The sequence below is a fragment of the Planktosalinus lacus genome (genome assembly GCF_014640155.1).
Taxonomy (GTDB): Bacteria; Bacteroidota; Bacteroidia; order Flavobacteriales; family Flavobacteriaceae; genus Planktosalinus; species Planktosalinus lacus.
Genome location: NZ_BMGK01000002.1, coordinates 209238 through 228090 on the forward strand (window position 1 = coordinate 209238; position 18853 = coordinate 228090).

Sequence of the window (18853 nt, forward strand, 5' to 3'; positions counted from 1 at the left end):
TTATTCTTTAAGATTGTTTATAATACGAACCACCAATTCAATTTCGTCAGCAGCTAAACCTTTGTAAATAGGCAAACATAGTATTCTTTTAGAAATATCTTCAGAAACTATCATTTCTTTATACTGTAAATAGTTTAATGTATTTAATGAAGGGTAAAAATACCTTCTTGTATTAATTTGTTTTTCTGTGAGATTAAACATGAGTTGTTTTAAGGTCTCTTCAGATTTTAAAATAATAGGGTAATAACTATAATTCCAATAAGTTCCTTCACGTAATGATATCCTTCTTTTATCATTAAAATTAATTGTTGAGTTATAGGTGTCATATATTTGTTTTCTTTCTTCTATTAACGAATCTACATAGGGTAAAACAGCTAAACCCAATGCAGCTTGAAGTTCACTCATTTTAGCATTTATTCCAACATCAAAATATTGCTCAGGTTTAAAGTGTCCAAAATTATGACTGTAAAACATCAAGTCATTTAATTCCTTATTTTTTGTAATCCAACATCCACCCTCACCCGTATGAAAGAGTTTCGTAGCGTGAAAGCTACAGGTACTTACATCGCCATAGGTAAAAAGGGATTCACCTTTGTAGCTCACGCCAAAAGCGTGGGCAGCATCATAAATCACTTTGAGTCCATGCTTGTAAGCAATGGCCTCAATTGCTTCCACCGCACAAGGGTTGCCAAAGACATGGGTAGCGAGAATGGCCGTCGTTTTGGGCGTAATCGCAGCTTCAATCAACCGTTCATCAATGGTTAAATACTCCGGGTGGATGTCCACAAACACCGGCGTACAATGTTGCCATACGATGGCTGCTGTGGTGGCAACATAGCTAAAGGGAGTGGTAATAATTTCACCGCCCTTGCCCAGCAGCTCGAGTGCAATTTGCAAGGGTACTGTCCCGTTGTTGGTACAGGTAAGGTTAGGTACTTCTAAATAGGTTTTTAGTTTGCCTTCAAGTTCCAACACCAGTTCGCCCCGGTTGGTCAACCACTGCTTGTCCCAGGCGCGCTGTAGAATGGCGCGGTACTCTTCTATGGGTGGGAGAAAAGTTTTGGTGACGGTGATCATTTTGTAGTAAATTGATAATTCTTATCTAATTTTCCATTTTTTTTAATAAAAACAAATTCACAAAGCCAAAGAATTTTATTCTCAAATGGTCTGTTTAAGTCAGTAATATCAAAAAACATAAATCCTTTTTCATCTAAGAAGTTTACAACCTCCTTTACATTATTTGGAACTCTTTTGTTCATAACACCAACTTCAACTAATATGATTTCAATTTCAATTAAATACTTACCCGCTCCTTTCAGTACTTTTATATCAAATCCTTCAGCATCAATCTTAAGGATATCAGGTAAAGGTAATCTATGTTTTTCAATTACATTATCCAATCGATTTACCGGTAGTTCTATTTGTTTAAATCCGAGATTATTTGCTTCTGTTCCACTATAAGAAAAACTTCTACCATCATCCCGGCTATGTAATGTAAAACTCATTGTGCTTTCTGTATCCCCTATACCAATATTAAATAAAGTAATGTTTTTATCTAAAGGTATATTTGTTGAAATATCATTTTTAAGTTCTAATTGGGGTTCAAATAGATAATATTGAGCGTTTGGAAAATAGAGTAAACATTGTTTTGTCCATGTGCCTTTATGAGCACCTACATCAAATATTACTTCCGGATTAAAATTTTGGTTTTTTAATAACGTAAAGAAATTGTGCAATAAATTATTCTTAGAATATTCATCTTTTCGACTAGGCTTGGCTCTTAATAGTTTTAAATGAGTAGACTTTTTAATAATGGTGAATCCCAAAAAATTAAAAAACCTCTTTAGTATCTTTTTTACCATGTTGTATTTATTTCAGTAATTTTTGCATCAAGTAGAAAAGGAGTCCACATTTGTCTGTTATGGATTATCCTAAGTGAAATTGCCTTATGTTCTTTGTAAAATACATTATTCTCTAGCTTTTCAGATGCCGTGAAGGTTATATAATATATCCCCTTTGACAATTGTAAATTACTCAATTGAATTGTAACTCTTAATAAATTATCATCAATTTTATCAATATTAAAAAGATCTTGATTTTCAATAATTGCTTCTGCTACACCCCTTTGCTCTTTATCATACACTGCTAAAGAAATATTAGGGACTTTATCATGGTCTATTAATCTTATTTCAAATGTAATTTTAATTGAACTTCCCCATTCAACATCATATAAATTTTCAAAAGGTTGAACGCCTTCAACAAAAGAATTCGTTAGTTTTATATTTCCGGAATCAAATACAACATTTGATTCTTGACCAGTATAAAACCTTTGGTAATATAAATCAATTCCTTCAGAAACCTGATTACCTTGAAACAAAGCCTTTCCTGACTCTAACATCATTATACTTGTTGCAACTCTGGACACCATGGGCATATTGTGTGACACAAAAATCACAGCAGTTCTGGGTAAAATGGTATCAATGGTTTTGAAACACTTCAACACAAACCCTAGGTCGCCCACCGCCAGTACCTCATCAATAATCAATACATCCGGCTCCATTTGTGCTGCCACGGCAAAGCCCAAGCGCACTTTCATACCGCTGCTGTAATTCTGTACGGGCATATCGATAAAGTCTTCCAGCTCGGCAAAGGCAATGATGGCATCGAGCTTGCTGTCAATCTCCTTTCTGCTAAAGCCCAGGATGGCGCCGTTGTTGTAAATGTTTTCGCGTCCGGTCAAAATGGGGTTAAAGCCGGCACCCAGTTCAATCAAAGCGCCCACCCGGCCTTTGATGGTGACCTTTCCGGCATCGGGGTTGATGAGTCCGTTGAGTATTTTAAGCAGCGTACTCTTCCCGGCCCCGTTATGGCCAATAAGTCCTAAGCACTCGCCGCGGCGCAATGTAAAACTAATGTCCTTCACCGCCCAAAACTCCTTGTCCCGCAACAGGCGTTCGTTCTTATTGCCCGTCACCCCGCTCCACAGGTCCTTGACGCCATACCAAAGGCTGGTCTTGAGGTCTTTGCAGAACTTTTTGGAGAGGTTTTCAACGATGACCAGGGGTTCTTCCATGGATGTTTTGATTGTTTTTGGGGAGGTTGTTTTTAAAAGTCGAAGATAAAAAGAAATTTTGAATTTGCTGTAGGTTTTAAGCTGTAGGCTTTAGGCTTTAGGCATTAGGCTGTAGGCTTTAGGCTGTAGGCTTTAGGCTTATTTGGAATTTGAGATTTGACACGAGCGAAGCGAACTGGCGAAGCAAATTTGGAATTTTTATACGTGGTGGATTTGGGTTTAAAAATAAGGTACCGATAAAGTTGTACCACAGAGTTTCACAAAGAAGCACAAAGTTGCACAGAGGTTTTAGTAAAGATTCAATGCGCAGTAGACTCTCTGCCAATGGCAAACCGGGGGGTCTGTAGCTGGGGTTATTTGGAATTTGGAATTTGGAATTTGGTGCTTGGAATTTGGTGCTTAAATGCGCGATGGACTCTCCGCCTGTGGCGGACCGGGGGGTCTGCAGCTGGGCTTATTTGGAATTTGATACTTGGTGCTTGGTGCTTGGAATTTGTAATTTTTCTATCTTAGCACCCATTAACCATTCACTTAATAACCAATATCCAAATTTGGAAACCCGTATTTACCAAAAAGAAAGTCAGCTAAAGCTTGGGCGGATGCTGAAGGAGAGTTTTAAGGACATTAAAAGCTCCCGTTTTCTCGCGTGGCAACTGGCGGTGCGTGATATCAAAGCGCAGTACCGGCAGTCTTATTTTGGGATTTTGTGGGCCTTTGTGACGCCACTGGCCACAGCCCTGGTGTGGATTGTACTGAATGGTACCGGCACCGTGCGGCTCTCTGATACCGGGATTCCCTATCCCCTGTATGTGTTTACCGGAACTTTGTTGTGGTCGATTATCACCGAGGCGATCAACTCCCCGATGGCAAGCACCAATGCAGCGCGGGGCATCCTTTCTAAAATCAATTTTCCCAAAGAGGCCTTGATCCTCTCGGGTATTTATAAATTATTGTTCAATACCTCCATCAAGATCATCCTGCTGCTCATCTTTGTGTTTCTATATGGCGTGGGACTGCAGTGGAGTTTATTATTTTTTCCCCTAGCCATCATCGGCGGACTGCTGATTGGTACAACCCTGGGGTTGTTTATCACCCCCCTGGGATTGTTATATAAGGACGTGGGGAAGATTATTGGTTTTGCGATGCAGTTTTTGATGTATATCACCCCGGTGGTCTATGCCATCCCCAAAGACGGCATTATGAAGACAATCATGGAACTCAACCCCCTCACCCCCATCATCCTCACAGGTCGTGACCTCGCGGTGGGTAACTCTCCGGAATATTTGACTTACTTTCTGATTGTGATTGCAGCCTGTATCCCGTTGTTTGTAATTGCGTTGTTGTTGTATAGGATATCGATTCCGGTGTTGGTGGAACGATTGTCGGGGTAATTGTTCCATTTTTATACAAATATGTGACCCGCCGGGGTCAGATTGAAATCATTGTTCTTTGCTACAAATATACGACCCGCCTCCGGCGGGGTCAGGGTGAAATTCTTGCTCGTTGCTACAAATATGTGACCTCGCTGAGGTCAGGTTGGAATTCTTGCTCGTTGCAGCTACAAATATGTGACCCCGCCGGGGTCAAATTGGAATCATTGTTCTTTGCTACAAATATACGACCCGACTTTGGCGGGGTCGGGGTCAGGTGGACTGAGTGATTGGTGACTACTTATTTTTACTAACACAAACCCCTAGTTACTAATCACTAGTTACTAGTTACTATTAACTGGTGGACTCCCTCCTTCGGTAAACCTTCGGAGGGTGAAAGTTGACTAATAAACAAAATAATTGGTCAACTTTAATCAAATACATTCAACAAATTATCCCTTTAAAATTCGCCCCATTCGCATAAATTCGGATACATTCGGATCATTCGGATTATACTACCATTCCCGCTGCCACTGTTTCGTTGGTGGTTTCATCTATTAAGATGATGCTGCCTGTCATCCGGTTGTCGCGGTAGGAGTCCAGCATAAACGGACGTGTGGTTTTGATGGTTACCCGCGCAATGGCATTCATGGTCAGGTTTTTGTTTTCGGTATTGCGGGCGTAGGTATTGATGTCTATTTGATAAACCACTTCCTTGATCATCGCCTTTTGCTCGTTGGTGGTTTGCATCAGGCTGTATTTAGCCCTTGGCCGCGCCGGTTGGTCGTTGAGCCAGCACAGCATCACGTCAAACTCCTGATGCATTTCAGGCTGGTTGTTGGTCTTGACAATCATATCCCCCCGGCTGATGTCGATATCATCTTCCAGCGTCATCGAAACTGACATAGGTGCAAAGGCTTCCGAAACCTCCTCCTCACCGGAATTGATGGAGGCTATCTTAGAAGTAAAGCCCGAAGGCAACACCGTGACCGCATCCCCCACCCGGTAGATGCCGCTGGCAATGCGCCCGGCATACCCGCGGTAGTCCAAAAAGCCTTCCCGCTGCGGACGCAACACGGTTTGCACCGCAAAACGCGCGTCAATTTTATTGGTATCACTACTGATGTGCAGGGTTTCCAGTGTGTGTAACAAAGGCGAACCCTGATACCAATTCATCTGCTCTGAACGGTTCACCACATTGTCGCCGTTCAAGGCGCTGATGGGGATAAAACGCACATCCTGTACATCGAGCTTGGACGAAAACACCTCAAATTGTGAAACGATGTCGTTGAACACCGCTTCCTGATGGTCTACCAAGTCCATTTTATTGATACAGACAATCATATGCGGTATCTGTAGCAACGAAGCTATAAAGGCATGCCGTTTGGTTTGTTCTATCACCCCGTGACGGGCGTCGATCAATATAATGGCTGCATTGGCCGTAGAAGCACCGGTCACCATATTGCGGGTGTATTGTATATGACCGGGTGTGTCGGCAATGATGAATTTACGTTTGGGCGTGGTAAAATAACGGTAGGCCACATCGATAGTGATGCCCTGCTCCCGTTCATCTCGCAGTCCGTCAGTAAACAATGCCAGGTCTACCCCCTCGTGTCCTTTGCGTTTACTGGTTGCCTCTATCGAAGCGAGTTGGTCTTCAAAAATAGACTTACTGTCATACAACAATCGCCCAATGAGCGTGCTCTTGCCGTCATCAACTGAACCGGCGGTGGTGAAACGTAGTAGTTGGTTGTTATTTAATTCCATTTTCTTTTCTAATATAATTACACGGATTTAAAGCGGATTACGCGGATTGGCAAATTTACCCCGCACTGACCCCCCGTCCCCGCCTTAGGCGGGGAGAGCAAAAGCACGGAAATTTATTTCATCCCTTTTTCACTTCATTCTTTTTATGATTGCGGAGTTGCTCGCTGTTTAATTTCATTTTTAATCTCCAGAAGAACTTGATCTAACTCGTTAAGGACTTGTTGGTTTGTAAAACGAATAACATCAATTCCATTAGAGTTTAATATTTCTGTTCGTTCCTGGTCAATTTTTATTTGTTTTTTTGTTAAGTGAATTTCTCCGTCCACCTCAATCACTAATTTTAAAGAATGACAATAAAAGTCTGCTATAAAATTTTGCAACGGATGTTGTCTTCTAAACTTATAACCTTCTAGCTTATTCATTTTTAATTCTTCCCATAATGCTTTTTCTGCCTCAGTCATATTCAACCTAAGTTGCTTTGCTTTATTAAAAGTGTTTTGTGTGGCTCCTTTCCACATACTTTCATGGTGATATGGATTTTGGTCATTCATTTAAAAAACATTATTAATATAATTTAATTTTAGCAAAAGCCCCCCCTTTAGGGGGCCGGGGGGTACTTTCTTCCTTGAATAGTATTTTATTATTTTCCATTTATAATTCGTGTAATTCGGATTAATTCGGATAATTCGGATTATCAGAAATACCCCTCCCGCTTTCTATCTTCCATTGCGCTCTCGCTGCGTTTGTCGTCGGTGCGGTTGCCGCGTTCTGTTTGTCGCATGGCGGCGACTTCGGTGACGATTTTTTCGAGGGTATCGGCGTCTGATTCGATACCGCCGGTGATGGTGATGTCTCCCAGGGTCCTGAAACGGATCTTTTTTATTTCTATGGCCTCACCGGGTTCCAGCTTTAAATGATCGGAAACGGGAATCCAGGAATCATTGCGCCACACCACTTGTCGCTCGTGGGCGAAATAGAGTGATGGAATGTCTATTTGCTCCCTGAGGAGGTAGTTCCACACGTCCATTTCGGTCCAGTTACTGATGGGAAAGGCCCTGAAGTGTTCGCCTTCAAACTGTTTTCCGTTGAACAGGTTCCACAACTCGGGTCGTTGGTTTTTGGGGTCCCACTGGCCAAAGTCATCCCTGTGGGAGAAAAAACGTTCCTTGGCGCGTGCTTTTTCTTCATCGCGGCGCCCGCCGCCAATGGCGCAGTCAATTTTTTGAGCTTCAATGGTGTCCAGCAACGTGGTGGTCTGAAGGATATTGCGGGTGGCATTTTTACCACGCTCCTCCGCTACCCTACCCGTATCAATGGATTGCTGCACAGAACCCACCAGCAACTGCAAACCCTTTTCTGAAGCCAGCCGGTCACGGAATTCGATGGTTTCGGGAAAATTGTGCCCGGTGTCAATATGCAGTAACGGAAAAGGAACCCTGGCCGGATAAAAGGCCTTGTGCGCCAGGTGGGTGACCAATATAGAATCTTTACCTCCCGAAAACAGGATGACGGGGTTTTCAAATTGTGCCCATACTTCGCGCAATACAAATATGGCTTCTGATTCTAGTTCGTCCAGATAATTGAGAAAATATTTACTCATACTATTTTTTTTCGATCAGTGATTGTACAAAGGTAAGTACTTTTTTGACGAGCTCAGGCACGGGTTCCTCCTCAGTTTTGAGAATCAGGTCCGGTTGAAGGGGTGCTTCATAAGGCGCATCGATGCCCGTAAAGTTTTTGATTTCACCGGCCCGCGCTTTTTTGTAGAGTCCCTTGGGGTCTCGTTGCTCGCAGATATGCAGCGGTGTATCGACATAAATCTCAAAGAAATCGGTCTCGCCAATGATGTTCCTTACCTGTGCCCTGTCTTTATGGGTGGGGGAAATAAATGCTGCCAGGGTGATGATCCCGGCATCGACAAAGAGTTTTGCCACTTCAGCAATGCGCCTCAGGTTTTCAGTGCGGTCGGCTTCAGAAAAGCCCAGCCCTTTATTGATTCCGCCACGAATGTTATCACCATCCAGGGAATAGGTGTGCATGCCTTTTTCAAACAAGGCTTTTTCCACGGCATTGGCAATGGTGGACTTGCCGGAGCCCGAAAGTCCGGTAAACCACAGCACAAAAGCGGGATGCTGATGTGAATAGGCCCGGTCTTCTCGGGTGATGCTAAACTGATGGGGAGTGATGTTACTGTCCATTTTCTGAAGTATTTTGTCGTTTATTTAATCCGAATGATACGCGGTACCACACCCGTTCGTGGAAGTAGTAGAGCAGCATCTTGGTGAGCAGTTCGGCGACCCCTATCTGTACACCCACCCAGGGATTGCCGGTTATGAACCAGGAAATCAGCATGGTGTCCATCGTTCCCACCACCCTCCATGTGAGTGTTTTTGCCAGGTGACGCTTGCGGCTTTCCCTCAGCAAACCGTTTTCGGAAAGGTTGATTTTATACCATAGCCGCTCGTGGAGGTAATACAAAAGCATTTTAGTGAGTACCTCGGCCACACCAATTTTTAATCCGGTCATGGGATTGCCGGAAATCCACCACGCCAGCAGCATGGTGTCCATGGTGCCCACAACGCGCCAGGTCACTGCTTTTAAAATATGTCTTTTATGGGACTGATCACTCATGGCTTACCAAAAAATGATTGTTTAAGAGGTTCTCTTTGTTGTAACGCATTTCGTTTCCGGTGGTCCTGTCCTGTACCCGGACGCCCACTGCTTTGCAAATGGCGTGTCCGGCCGCGGTGTCCCATTCCATCGTAGGAGCAAAACGCGGATAGACATCGGCCGCCCCTTCGGCGATGAGACAGAGTTTTAAGGAGCTGCCCCTGGAAACGATTTCGATTTCCTTTCCCTTGTTTTTCATTTGCTCTACAAAGTCCAAGGTGGCCTCATTCATATGAGACCGGCTGCCTACCACCCGTATTTTTCCGGGGACTGATTGCGGTGCTATGGGGGTCGCTTTCGCGAACAGCGTTTCAGGCGTGGAATCTGCCTCAACGGCGACCCTGTAAGCTTTTCCTTCTTCTACGATTGCATAGTATAAGAGATTTTCGGCGGGGACCAGAATGACTCCCATCACGGGTGCTCCCTGAGAAACCAGCGCAATGTTTACTGTAAACTCGTCATTTTTCTTAATAAACTCTTTGGTGCCGTCTAACGGATCGACAATCCAGCAGCGTTCCCAGCCGGTGCGTTCTGAATAGGGCAATTGTTTGTTTTCCTCACTGATGATGGGGATGGGTGTTTGGTTGAGTAAATTGACAATCACGGTATTGGCCGCCTGATCGGCTTCTGTGAGCGGGGAGGCGTCTTCTTTGTATTCCACTTCAAAATCGCGGGCATAGATGTGCATAATTTCTTTTCCGGCAAGAAGGGCCGCTTCAACAGCAATTTTGAGGAGTTTGTTCATAGTTCCGGTCAATTTATGACAAATGTATTATAAACGAATGTTTTTTTAGGGTTGATTTTGTCATCATTTTTGCAATAGGGCAAAAATGCCGCCAAAAGAGATGGAAGATGTTTTATCGTTTGTTACAAAGATGCGACCCGCCTTTGGCGGGGTCAGGGTGGAATTCATGCTCTTTGCTACAAATATGTGACCTCGCTGAGGTCAGGGTGGAATCGTTGCTCGTTGCTACAAATATATGACCCCGCTGGGGTCATGTTGGAATTGTTCTTCTTTGCTACAAAGACCCCGCTGGGGTCAAATTGGATTTGTTGCTCGTTGCTACAAAGATGTGACCTCGCTGAGGTCATGTTTGATTCGTTGTTCCTTGCTACTACAAAGATGTGACCCCGCTGGGGTCAGATTGGAATCGTTGCTCGTTGCTACAAATATATGACCCCGCTGGGGTCATGTTGGAATTGTTCTTCTTTGCTACAAAGATGTGACCCCGCTGGGGTCAAATTTGGATCGTTGCTCCTTGCTACAAAGATGTGACCCGCCTCCGGCGGAGTCAGGATGAAATCGTTGCTCGTTGCTAAAAATAGGTGACAGCTAATCCACGACCCCAGCGGGGTCGTATATTTGTAGAAAAACACCCCATATAAAACCGACCCGCCTGAGGCGGGTCGCATATTAAGGGGTGTTTCCATACCATTCAAACAAATATTGCTCTTTGTATTCTATTTCAAACTCTTTTAAAAACTCAATATATTCCTCTTTAAAACTTTTCTTCCTATGATGTTCTTTTTGATTCAACACATAGTTGACCACCGTATCAATATCTGAACGTTTATATGTAAATGCACCATAACCGGATTGCCATTGAAAAGGATAATTGCTGAATCTTCTTTCATTCATAAATGCATTTGAAGCCTTTTTTATTTCACGAACCAGATCGGAAATGGAGTCGCTTGGATGTAAACCCAAGAAAATATGTATATGGTCAGGCATCCCATTAATTGCAAGCATTTTGTGTTTACGGTTTTGAATAATGCCGGTGATGTATTTATACAATTCATCCTCAAAAGCAGAACGGATTAAAGATACTCTTCCCTGAACGGCAAAAACAATTTGGACGTATAATTGTGTGTATGTGTCAGCCATCGATTATGATAAGGTCACATTGGTTTTATAAATTTATAAAAAATGTATCGTTTTTTAAATATTGTTGCTACAAATATGTGACCTCGCTGAGGTCAGATTGGAATTGTTGCCCGTTGCTACAAATATACGACCCCGCTGGGGTCATGTTGGAATTGTTCTTCTTTGCTACAAAGATGTGACCCCGCTGGGGTCAAATTTGGATCGTTGCTCGTTGCTACAAATATATGACCTCGCTGAGGTCGGATTTGAATCGTTGCCCGTTTCTACAAATATGTGACCTCGCTGAGGTCAGATTCGAATCGTTGCTCGTTGCTACAAATATGCGACCCCGCTGGGGTCGGATTTGAATCGTTGCTCGTTGCTACAAATATGTGACCTCGCTGAGGTCAAATTCGAATCGTTGCCCGTTGCTACAAAGATGTGACCCGCCTCTGGCGGGGTCAAATTCGAATCGTTGCTCGTTGCTACAAAGATGTGACCTCGCTGAGGTCATATTGGAATTGTTGTTCTTTGCTACAAATATTGACAGCTAATTCACGACCCGCCTTTGGCGGGTCGCATATTTGTAGTAGAACCCCCCGTATAAAGCCGACCCCGCCAGAGGCGGGTCGCATATTAATCTAGACATATGATGGTGTCAATCTTCACAGATTATTCTATATTATTCAATAACGCCCGAAAGCACCTTTGATTCTTTATCTAACAATAAACTCCTGTCTTCATTCTTCAAACTTCAGTATCTTTGCCTTAAAACACGTCTATGGAGTATCATCCTGATTCGATTCGACTAAACAAAGCCATGAGTGAAAGCGGCTATTGTTCCCGCCGGCAGGCTGACAGCCTGATTGAACAGGGTCACGTGGCCATCAACGGAGAGACCGCTACCCTGGGCGACCGTGTGATGCCCGATGACACCATTACTGTGAAGGGCAAACCCATTAAGGGAACTGACCAGGAAGTCTTTATTGCTTTGAACAAGCCTGTGGGAATTACTTGCACGACTGACCGGCGTGTGGAAGGGAATATCGTGGATTTTGTAAACCATCCTGAACGCATTTTTCCCGTGGGGCGGCTGGACAAACCTTCTGAAGGCCTGATCTTTTTAACCAACGACGGCGATATTGTCAATAAGATATTGCGTGCCGGCAATCAACATGAAAAAGAATACATCGTGACCGTGGACCGCCCTGTTACTGACGAATTTGTCAAACGCATGAGCCATGGCATTCCCATACTGGATACGGTCACCAAAAAGTGTGTCGTAGAACGCGTGAGCCGTTTTGTATTCAGAATTATATTGGTGCAGGGGCTGAACCGTCAAATCAGGCGTATGTGTGAATATTTGGGTTATGAAGTCACGGCACTGAAGCGCATAAGAATTATGAATATTACGCTGGACGATTTACCTGTAGGCACCTGGCGTGACCTGAGTAAAGGGGAGTTGGATACAATTAAAAAAATGGTTCAAGAATCTAAAAAAACTGCGGCGGCAGAATCTATGCCACAAAAAATCCAACCAAAAAGAAGAAAAAAATAATTAAATTATGTGACTTTTTTTATATCTTGTTGATAGAAAACAACTTATAACTAATAATGCTACTTCTTCAAAATTTAAACTCTTCCCGAATTACGCTTTGCATGACAGTTATTCTCTGTGTGAATTTTTTTTTCGCACACAAACTTTATGCACAAGACCCCATATTGTTTGAACATACTTGGTATCTCGAAAAGGTTTTTGATGGGGAGGATGAATTTTATATTGCGGATTACACCAATTATACAGCGACAACAGAGTTTTTTGAAGAAGAAAATTACATTTTTGTAAAGTTGTGTGATTTTGACTGGCTTATGAGTACCCCTGAATATTTTCCTAATAACGAACATGGGTTTACGCTAACAACGTTTGATTATAATGTATTTGCAACCGATTCCGATGAATTACATTACAACCCAGACTTTTCTTTTATTCGCAATAAAATGTTTACTGTATTTTTTGAATGGCCCGAGCCTGTTCTCTTTTATAACCCTTTTACTTACACGTTCACTCAAACTGGCAATGAGGCACATCTTGTAATTGAAAATGTAAATGGCAAGAAAGCTTATTACAATAGTTTTCCATTATCAACACAAGATTTGCAAGAGCAAAAATTAGTTGTTTACCCCAATCCTGTTCAGGAAAAACTTTTTATATATCATTTAAAAGCCGACGTATCTTACTCCGCTAAAGTGTACAACCTTAACGGAAATAAACTATTTGACTTCCACTTAAAAAACAGTCAAAGTCAAATAAACCTGCAAAGTATAAAACAAGGCATTTACTTTTTGGTAATTGAAAGTGAGAATGGCATGAAATTTACAGAAAAGATTATCAAAAGATAACAAAAAAAGACTGCCCCCCGATTGCGAAGGGGACAGTCCAACTAACTAACCAACCAAATTATTGAATTTCGCCGGGTGGCGAAAAACTATGAAACTGCAATCATTCTCTTAGGCTTTTGCTTACTTTCTTCTCGTTTGGGCACTTGTATGCTCAAAACACCGTTGTCGTAAGTCGCCTTAATTTTTTCTTGCTCTACCGTTTCGGGTAGTGTAAACGCTCTTTTAAAAGCGGTGTAGTTAAACTCTTTGCGAGAGTAACGGCCATCATCTGAAGATTCTTCATTTTCAGATTTTTCTTCTGATGAAATGGTCAGTACATTCTGATCCAATTCAATGTTGAAATCTTCTTTTTTCTTTCCGGGAACGGCTACTTCAACCAGAAAGTCGTCGGCTGTTTCTTTGATGTTCACGGCAGGTAATGTGCTTCCAAAAGTAGACACATCTGCCAGGCGGCTGTCGTTGAATAAATCTTCAAAAATTGAAGGCAGCCAGCCGTCCATCGGCCGCCATAGGCTTGTCGACGGCGATGCTTGATTTCTCTTAACTAAACTCATAACATTAATTTTTTAAGGTTAGACATATTTTTTATCTGAACCATCTAATGCAAATAGAGTTCCATTTACAAAAGTAAGTCATAATGTCTTGATTTAGTGTTAATAAGGTGCCAAAATGTCAATATGAAATCATAAAAAAATCCCGGATTTATTGAACCCGGGATTTGCATCTTGTGTGTATCTTGGTGTTTGCTTATGAAAGCACTTCCTGTACCTTATCAGCTGCTTCCTGAAATTGTATGACAGAATGTACGTTGAGTCCGCTATTGTCGATCAATTCCTTGGCAATATCGGCATTGGTTCCCTGCAAACGCACGATGATGGGTACTTTGATTTCGCCAATGTTTTTATAGGCATCCACAATTCCCTGTGCGACTCTGTCACAGCGAACAATTCCTCCAAAGATATTTACCAGGATGGCTTTTACTTTGGGGTCTTTTAAAATGAGTTTGAACGCTGATTCCACCCGTTCTGCATCGGCTGTACCACCCACGTCCAGGAAGTTGGCCGGCTCACCACCTGCCTGTTTGATCAGGTCCATCGTAGCCATTGCCAAACCGGCACCGTTGACCATACACCCCACGTTTCCGTCCAGGTCAACATAGTTCAATCCTTTGGCCCTTGCTTCCACTTCGGTGGCGTTTTCTTCACGCAGGTCACGCATTTCTGCATAGTCTTTATGACGGTACAGCGCATTGTCATCAAGTGTTACTTTAGCATCCACGGCTATGATTCTGTCGTCGCTGGTTTTCAACACCGGGTTGATTTCAAACAGGGACGAGTCAGATTTTTCATAAGCTGTGTAGAGTGCGGTTACAAACTTGGTCATTTCTTTAAAGGCTTTGCCCTCAAGACCTAGATTGAACGCTACCCGGCGTGCCTGAAAGGGCAGGATTCCCACTGAGGGATCAATTTCTTCGGTAAAGATCAGATGGGGTGTTTTTTCTGCTACGGTTTCGATATCCATCCCCCCTTCGGTAGAATACATAATCATATTTTTTCCTGTAGCGCGGTTGAGCAACACACTCATATATATTTCGCTGGGCTCACTGTCACCCGGATAGTACACATCTTCTGCTACGAGCACCTGGTGTACATGTTTTCCTTCTGCAGAGGTTTGTGGGGTGACCAGATCCATTCCAATAATTTGTCCGGCGACCTCCTCTACATGTTCAATTCCTTTGGCCAATTTGACACCGCCCCCTTTTCCGCGGCCACCGGCATGCACCTGTGCTTTGATAACATACCAGCTGGTGCCGGTTTCATCGGTTAATTTTTTTGCTACTTCTACTGCTTCCTGTGGGGTTTGTGCCACATAACCACGTTGAATGTCAACGCCAAAGCTGTTTAATATCTGTTTTCCTTGATACTCGTGTAGATTCATAGTGAAGGCTTTGTCTTTTAATAATTAAGGTGCAAAAGTAAGAAAAGCTACTTAGTGAAGCAATGTTTTTTCTATTTTAAAAATATTGGAATGACATTTAAAAATCAACAGGCTTTGTTATCTTTTTAAAAGCTTAAAGGTCTGTGAACTGTCAGCTATTTTTAGGAAATAAACCCCTGCATTTACATGGCTCAAATCAATTAAAGGTGGGGTTTGATTGAAGTGACCTGAGCTGACTTTTTTGCCCAAACTGTCAAAGATTTCATAGGGTGTGTTCATAAGGGGAGTACTACTTTGGATATAAAAAATACTGTTTGACGGATTGGGAGTGACCACAACATTATTTTTTTCAAAGTCTGGAACAGTCAGGGGGTCATTGTTGAAGCGTTGAAGGACAACATTTCTGATGGGACTGTACCAAATATCACTGCTAACCATCAACATCTTGCCGTTTTGTAAATGTTTTATATGTTTATCACCTAGAGTCGCTAAATAGAGTGAATAAAAACCAAAGCTGGTATCACTGGTACCATTTGCATAATATCTTTTAAAAATTGGGATCATTCCGCCTTCAAAATCTGAGATACTGGCATCTACTATAAACCTTTGATTTTCTTGAATATAACCACCCGAATAGTTGTTTAACACACCATTATTCGCGAAACTTTGTATGATTTCTCCCTGAGGGTTTATTTTTATAGTCTTTTTTATCATAGTTTCGGTGTTGTAATCAAAGTAATTACCCCCAATTAGAAAATCGCCATTATTAAACACATTGAAATTTGTATTAAACTCTTCCTCTATCGGAATTTCTATCATTCCGTTGCTTCCAAAAGTTGTATCAATTTCTCCATTTAATAAAAAGCGGTAAATGTATTTTGACCCTATGTCGTTGATGTAATATTTTACGTCTGCATATAGATAATCATCTGTTTTTTTAATAGTTGAACCACTCATTGAGACATTTCCCAAAGAATGCATGACAACACCATCATTGCCAAAAGTAGTATCGGGGGTTCCGTCATCAAAAAACTTCATAAAAAGCAAGTGTGGAATTCCTTCTACGGTTTTTAATCCATAAATATAAAAGGTAAGATCATCATTCAGGATTATTGAATAATAGGACCCTCCATTTAAAAAAGGTTGTAAAATACCATTGTCTCCAAAATCAACTATCTGAGTGCCCGCTTCAGTATATTTTGAGATTGTATAGGTATTGTTTTTTAAGCTGTAAATAAAAAAGCTATTATCAGACAGAACGTTGATTCCTATATGAAAAAAATCAGGATGTGTGATGTCTACTACTCCATTAACACCAAAATCTGAATCTGGAGTACCGTCTTCGTTAAACGAAAAAACTTCGGTAACATAATCATTTGAAGTACTCTCAAAACTTATTAATACTAAAAAATCACTTTCTGATTTTTCATCAATGCCCCATACGCTGTGCTCGTCCCCTGACAAATCAAGAATTACGATACCATTGTCTCCAAAAGACAAATCAGGACTACCGTCTTGAGGATAGGCCCAAAAGAACAGTAAACAGCTACAAAAACCAAGTATTTTTTTCATTCTACTGAAGTAAATTAGATGAACCGGTTCTAAAAAAGGTAACGGAATTAATCAGTAAGATATAAAAAATTATTAAAACCACGTGGTCTGTTTTTTTTACAGCTGAATACCCCTTATTTTTGCGCGCTTATACAAGAATTCATTCAATAACTTAAAAAAATGACAAATCAAGACCTTTTAAAAATTGCCGGGGACTATGGAAGTCCTGTGTATGTGTATGACGCCGAGAAAATTGCTTCTCAGTATAAACGCTTAACCACTGCATTTAAAAAGGTCAAACAGTTGAAGTTGCATTATGCCGTCAAGGCCAACTCCAACATTTCGGTTTTAGGTTATTTACGTTCACTGGGGGCTGCCCTCGATACGGTTTCTATACAGGAAGTGCAACTGGGTCTGGAGGCAGGATATGCTCCGGCTGACATCATCTACACGCCCAATGGGGTTTCGATGGAAGAAATTGAAGCTGTAGCGGCCCTGGGCGTGCAAATAAACATTGACAATCTATCCATACTGGAGCAGTTTGGTACCAAACATCCTAACATCCCGGTGTGCATACGCATCAATCCGCATGTCATGGCCGGTGGCAACACCAATATTTCTGTGGGGCACATCGACTCCAAGTTTGGTATTTCGATTCATCAAATGCCGCTCTTGTTGCGCATTGTTGAAAACACCGGAATGCACATCAACGGAATTCATATGCATACCGGAAGTGACATTCTGGATATAGATGTGTTTTTATATGCCAGTGAAATTTTATTTGACGCTGCCAAAAATTTCAAAACGCTGGAGTTTATTGATTTTGGAAGCGGTTTTAAAGTGCCTTACAAGGAAGGTGACATACAGACCAACATAGAGGAACTGGGCAAAAAACTCAGCAAGCGTTTCAATGATTTTTGTTTGGAATACGGTCGTGACCTGACCCTGGCTTTTGAACCGGGAAAGTTTCTCGTGAGCGAAGCCGGCAAGTTCCTTGTCAAGGTAAACGGAATTAAACAAACTACGTCCACTGTTTTTGCACAGGTGGACAGCGGGTTCAATCACCTGATACGTCCTATGTTTTATGGGGTAACGCATTATATAGAAAACATATCTAATCCCAAAGGCAAGGAGCGTTTTTACTCGGTAGTGGGTTATATTTGTGAAACCGACACCTTTGCCAACAACCGCCGGATTTCTGAGATCAGCGAGGGTGATCTGCTGGCGTTTCAAAATGCCGGAGCCTATTGCTTTACGATGGCCAGCAACTACAATTCGCGTTTCCGTCCGGCGGAAGTGCTGTGGCTGAATGGCGAGGCCCACCTCATCAGAAAACGGGAAACCCTGGAGGATTTATTGAGAAATCAAATATTGCTATCAGTTGACTAAACAAGACGACCCTTTCAGCTCTTCATAAATGAAACTGAAAGGGTTTTAGTTTATTCAAAGCTATACAACAGCCCAGTGGAAAGTTCATAAAATGTATTGGGCACATTGGTCGCCGGGGTAGCATCAAAGGTGAGGGTATAAGAAACTTTCAGTGAGAGCTTTTCAACGATTCCCAATACAAAGGAATTTTCTGTGGCAATTCTGTAATCGCCCATCTCTTTGAGTACCGGCTGGTAATAGGTTGTACTCACAAATGATATGTTATCTGTGGGGTACAGGCTCATAGAAAGATATGCGCTGGCCCTCCAGTCGCGGTTGATGATGAGGGTCTCTTCATTGAGTTCCTCGTGTTCATACATCAGCAAACTTCCTACATACAGTCTGTATTTATCGAGCCCTATGACTTTAAATCTTGGTCCCGTTCCTGCCAATCCCCTAAATTGAATTTTTGCGATGGAATTGTATTGTGATTGTACAAAAGCTTCCCACACAAAAGCGTCCCTGATTTTATAGTTGTAACGCAAATGCTGAGAGCCCTGATTGAGAAAACTCTCGCCACCGGAGCGTTCAAAGCCCAGGTTATTGACAAAGAGTGCCAGGTGTTTGTTCATTTTGTACTGAACGTGAATGTTGTTTTTTAGCCGAATGAGGGTCTTGGTGTTTTTGGTCAGCGAAAAGGTAAGGCTGGTGTTCCCACTCCATCCCGAGGTGTCAGTTACCTTGCGAAGGGATTCTACATTGATGATTTGTGAAAATGTAAGAATGGGTATAAAAAATAAGGTGATGAAAAATAACGTTCTCATTTAAATAATTTTTCAACCCTTCAAGGGT

General features: G+C 42.1%; 18 protein-coding genes. 4 read left to right on the top strand and 14 right to left on the bottom strand.

The window, feature by feature from the left end:
- Genes IEV69_RS03180 through IEV69_RS03190 form a run of 3 tightly spaced genes read right to left on the bottom strand, consistent with a single transcriptional unit; the run spans position 1 to position 3073 of the window.
- A complete protein-coding gene (locus IEV69_RS03180) occupies positions 1-1077 on the bottom strand; it encodes a DegT/DnrJ/EryC1/StrS family aminotransferase (RefSeq protein ID WP_188439383.1) in 1077 nt (358 codons plus the stop codon).
- A complete protein-coding gene (locus tag IEV69_RS03185) occupies positions 1074-1862 on the bottom strand; it encodes an FkbM family methyltransferase (RefSeq protein ID WP_188439385.1) in 789 nt (262 codons plus the stop codon). The genes IEV69_RS03180 and IEV69_RS03185 overlap by 4 nt, the downstream gene beginning before the upstream one ends.
- A complete protein-coding gene (locus IEV69_RS03190) occupies positions 1856-3073 on the bottom strand; it encodes an ABC transporter ATP-binding protein (RefSeq protein WP_188439387.1) in 1218 nt (405 codons plus the stop codon). Before IEV69_RS03190 ends, IEV69_RS03185 begins: the two co-directional genes overlap by 7 nt.
- 410 nt (positions 3074-3483) lie before the next feature.
- Here IEV69_RS03190 and IEV69_RS03195 point away from each other — a divergent pair, with 410 nt between their 5' ends.
- Positions 3484-4464 (top strand): ABC transporter permease, encoded by a 981-nt coding sequence (locus tag IEV69_RS03195; protein ID WP_188439389.1) that lies wholly within the window; start codon positions 3484-3486, stop codon positions 4462-4464.
- 489 nt (positions 4465-4953) lie between these two features.
- Here the strand turns inward: IEV69_RS03195 and IEV69_RS03200 are convergent, their stop codons facing one another.
- The 7 genes from IEV69_RS03200 to tnpA form a co-directional block, all read right to left on the bottom strand.
- Complete coding sequence (locus tag IEV69_RS03200; RefSeq protein WP_188439391.1) at positions 4954-6210, bottom strand: sulfate adenylyltransferase subunit 1; 1257 nt, start codon at positions 6208-6210, stop codon at positions 4954-4956.
- Between the two features lie 143 nt (positions 6211-6353).
- On the bottom strand, positions 6354-6761 hold the full coding sequence (locus IEV69_RS03205) for an endonuclease domain-containing protein (RefSeq protein WP_229741297.1): 408 nt from the start codon (positions 6759-6761) through the stop codon (positions 6354-6356).
- Positions 6762-6904: 143 nt separating this feature from the next.
- Positions 6905-7810: a sulfate adenylyltransferase subunit CysD gene (gene cysD / locus IEV69_RS03210; protein WP_188439393.1), complete on the bottom strand. Its 906-nt coding sequence runs from the start codon at positions 7808-7810 to the stop codon at positions 6905-6907.
- A gap of 1 nt (position 7811) precedes the next feature.
- A complete protein-coding gene (gene cysC, locus IEV69_RS03215) occupies positions 7812-8408 on the bottom strand; it encodes an adenylyl-sulfate kinase (protein ID WP_188439395.1) in 597 nt (198 codons plus the stop codon).
- Positions 8398-8841, bottom strand: a complete 444-nt coding sequence (locus IEV69_RS03220; protein WP_188439397.1) for a DUF2061 domain-containing protein — start codon at positions 8839-8841, stop codon at positions 8398-8400. Before IEV69_RS03220 ends, cysC begins: the two co-directional genes overlap by 11 nt.
- Positions 8834-9625, bottom strand: coding sequence for a 3'(2'),5'-bisphosphate nucleotidase CysQ (gene cysQ, locus IEV69_RS03225; RefSeq protein WP_188439399.1), 792 nt, complete (start codon positions 9623-9625; stop codon positions 8834-8836). The genes IEV69_RS03220 and cysQ overlap by 8 nt, the downstream gene beginning before the upstream one ends.
- Positions 9626-10294: 669 nt before the next feature.
- Positions 10295-10765 (bottom strand): IS200/IS605 family transposase, encoded by a 471-nt coding sequence (tnpA, locus tag IEV69_RS03230; protein ID WP_188439401.1) that lies wholly within the window; start codon positions 10763-10765, stop codon positions 10295-10297.
- A 760-nt stretch (positions 10766-11525) separates the two neighbouring features.
- Between tnpA and rluF the strand changes: the two genes are divergently transcribed.
- Complete coding sequence (gene rluF / locus IEV69_RS03235; protein ID WP_188439403.1) at positions 11526-12302, top strand: 23S rRNA pseudouridine(2604) synthase RluF; 777 nt, start codon at positions 11526-11528, stop codon at positions 12300-12302.
- Positions 12303-12403: 101 nt separating this feature from the next.
- Complete coding sequence (locus IEV69_RS03240; protein WP_188439405.1) at positions 12404-13144, top strand: T9SS type A sorting domain-containing protein; 741 nt, start codon at positions 12404-12406, stop codon at positions 13142-13144.
- 86 nt (positions 13145-13230) lie between these two features.
- Here the strand turns inward: IEV69_RS03240 and IEV69_RS03245 are convergent, their stop codons facing one another.
- The 3 genes from IEV69_RS03245 to IEV69_RS03255 all read right to left on the bottom strand — a co-directional run bounded on the left by IEV69_RS03245 (position 13231) and on the right by IEV69_RS03255 (position 16654).
- Positions 13231-13698 carry an Hsp20/alpha crystallin family protein gene (locus tag IEV69_RS03245; protein WP_188439407.1) on the bottom strand — a complete coding sequence of 156 codons (468 nt, stop codon included), beginning with the start codon at positions 13696-13698 and terminating at the stop codon, positions 13231-13233.
- A gap of 193 nt (positions 13699-13891) precedes the next feature.
- Positions 13892-15082, bottom strand: coding sequence for an ADP-forming succinate--CoA ligase subunit beta (sucC, locus tag IEV69_RS03250; RefSeq protein WP_188439410.1), 1191 nt, complete (start codon positions 15080-15082; stop codon positions 13892-13894).
- A 117-nt stretch (positions 15083-15199) separates the two neighbouring features.
- The gene (locus IEV69_RS03255) at positions 15200-16654 is read right to left on the bottom strand and encodes a T9SS type A sorting domain-containing protein (protein ID WP_188439412.1); all 1455 of its coding nucleotides are present in this window, start codon (positions 16652-16654) and stop codon (positions 15200-15202) included.
- A gap of 159 nt (positions 16655-16813) precedes the next feature.
- On the opposite strand from IEV69_RS03255, the gene lysA reads away from it, so the two are divergent.
- Positions 16814-18022, top strand: a complete 1209-nt coding sequence (lysA, locus tag IEV69_RS03260; RefSeq protein WP_188439413.1) for a diaminopimelate decarboxylase — start codon at positions 16814-16816, stop codon at positions 18020-18022.
- Positions 18023-18072: 50 nt separating this feature from the next.
- On the opposite strand, the gene IEV69_RS03265 is transcribed toward lysA, so the two are convergent.
- Positions 18073-18825, bottom strand: a complete 753-nt coding sequence (locus IEV69_RS03265; protein WP_188439415.1) for a DUF481 domain-containing protein — start codon at positions 18823-18825, stop codon at positions 18073-18075.
- Positions 18826-18853: the final 28 nt, after the last annotated feature.

Excerpts from the sequence above, each read along its gene's own strand:
- cysD (WP_188439393.1), bottom strand. The coding sequence starts at position 7,810 with ATGAGTAAATATTTTCTCAATTATCTGGACGAACTAGAATCAGAAGCC.
- tnpA (WP_188439401.1), bottom strand. The coding sequence starts at position 10,765 with ATGGCTGACACATACACACAATTATACGTCCAAATTGTTTTTGCCGTT.
- IEV69_RS03265 (WP_188439415.1), bottom strand. The coding sequence starts at position 18,825 with ATGAGAACGTTATTTTTCATCACCTTATTTTTTATACCCATTCTTACA.
- cysC (WP_188439395.1), bottom strand. The coding sequence starts at position 8,408 with ATGGACAGTAACATCACTCCCCATCAGTTTAGCATCACCCGAGAAGAC.
- IEV69_RS03180 (WP_188439383.1), bottom strand. The coding sequence starts at position 1,077 with ATGATCACCGTCACCAAAACTTTTCTCCCACCCATAGAAGAGTACCGC.
- IEV69_RS03255 (WP_188439412.1), bottom strand. The coding sequence starts at position 16,654 with ATGAAAAAAATACTTGGTTTTTGTAGCTGTTTACTGTTCTTTTGGGCC.
- cysQ (WP_188439399.1), bottom strand. The coding sequence starts at position 9,625 with ATGAACAAACTCCTCAAAATTGCTGTTGAAGCGGCCCTTCTTGCCGGA.
- IEV69_RS03205 (WP_229741297.1), bottom strand. The coding sequence starts at position 6,761 with ATGAATGACCAAAATCCATATCACCATGAAAGTATGTGGAAAGGAGCC.
- IEV69_RS03245 (WP_188439407.1), bottom strand. The coding sequence starts at position 13,698 with ATGAGTTTAGTTAAGAGAAATCAAGCATCGCCGTCGACAAGCCTATGG.
- IEV69_RS03185 (WP_188439385.1), bottom strand. The coding sequence starts at position 1,862 with ATGGTAAAAAAGATACTAAAGAGGTTTTTTAATTTTTTGGGATTCACC.
- IEV69_RS03220 (WP_188439397.1), bottom strand. The coding sequence starts at position 8,841 with ATGAGTGATCAGTCCCATAAAAGACATATTTTAAAAGCAGTGACCTGG.
- rluF (WP_188439403.1), top strand. The coding sequence starts at position 11,526 with ATGGAGTATCATCCTGATTCGATTCGACTAAACAAAGCCATGAGTGAA.
- IEV69_RS03195 (WP_188439389.1), top strand. The coding sequence starts at position 3,484 with ATGGACTCTCCGCCTGTGGCGGACCGGGGGGTCTGCAGCTGGGCTTAT.
- IEV69_RS03190 (WP_188439387.1), bottom strand. The coding sequence starts at position 3,073 with ATGGAAGAACCCCTGGTCATCGTTGAAAACCTCTCCAAAAAGTTCTGC.
- sucC (WP_188439410.1), bottom strand. The coding sequence starts at position 15,082 with ATGAATCTACACGAGTATCAAGGAAAACAGATATTAAACAGCTTTGGC.
- IEV69_RS03240 (WP_188439405.1), top strand. The coding sequence starts at position 12,404 with ATGACAGTTATTCTCTGTGTGAATTTTTTTTTCGCACACAAACTTTAT.
- lysA (WP_188439413.1), top strand. The coding sequence starts at position 16,814 with ATGACAAATCAAGACCTTTTAAAAATTGCCGGGGACTATGGAAGTCCT.
- IEV69_RS03200 (WP_188439391.1), bottom strand. The coding sequence starts at position 6,210 with ATGGAATTAAATAACAACCAACTACTACGTTTCACCACCGCCGGTTCA.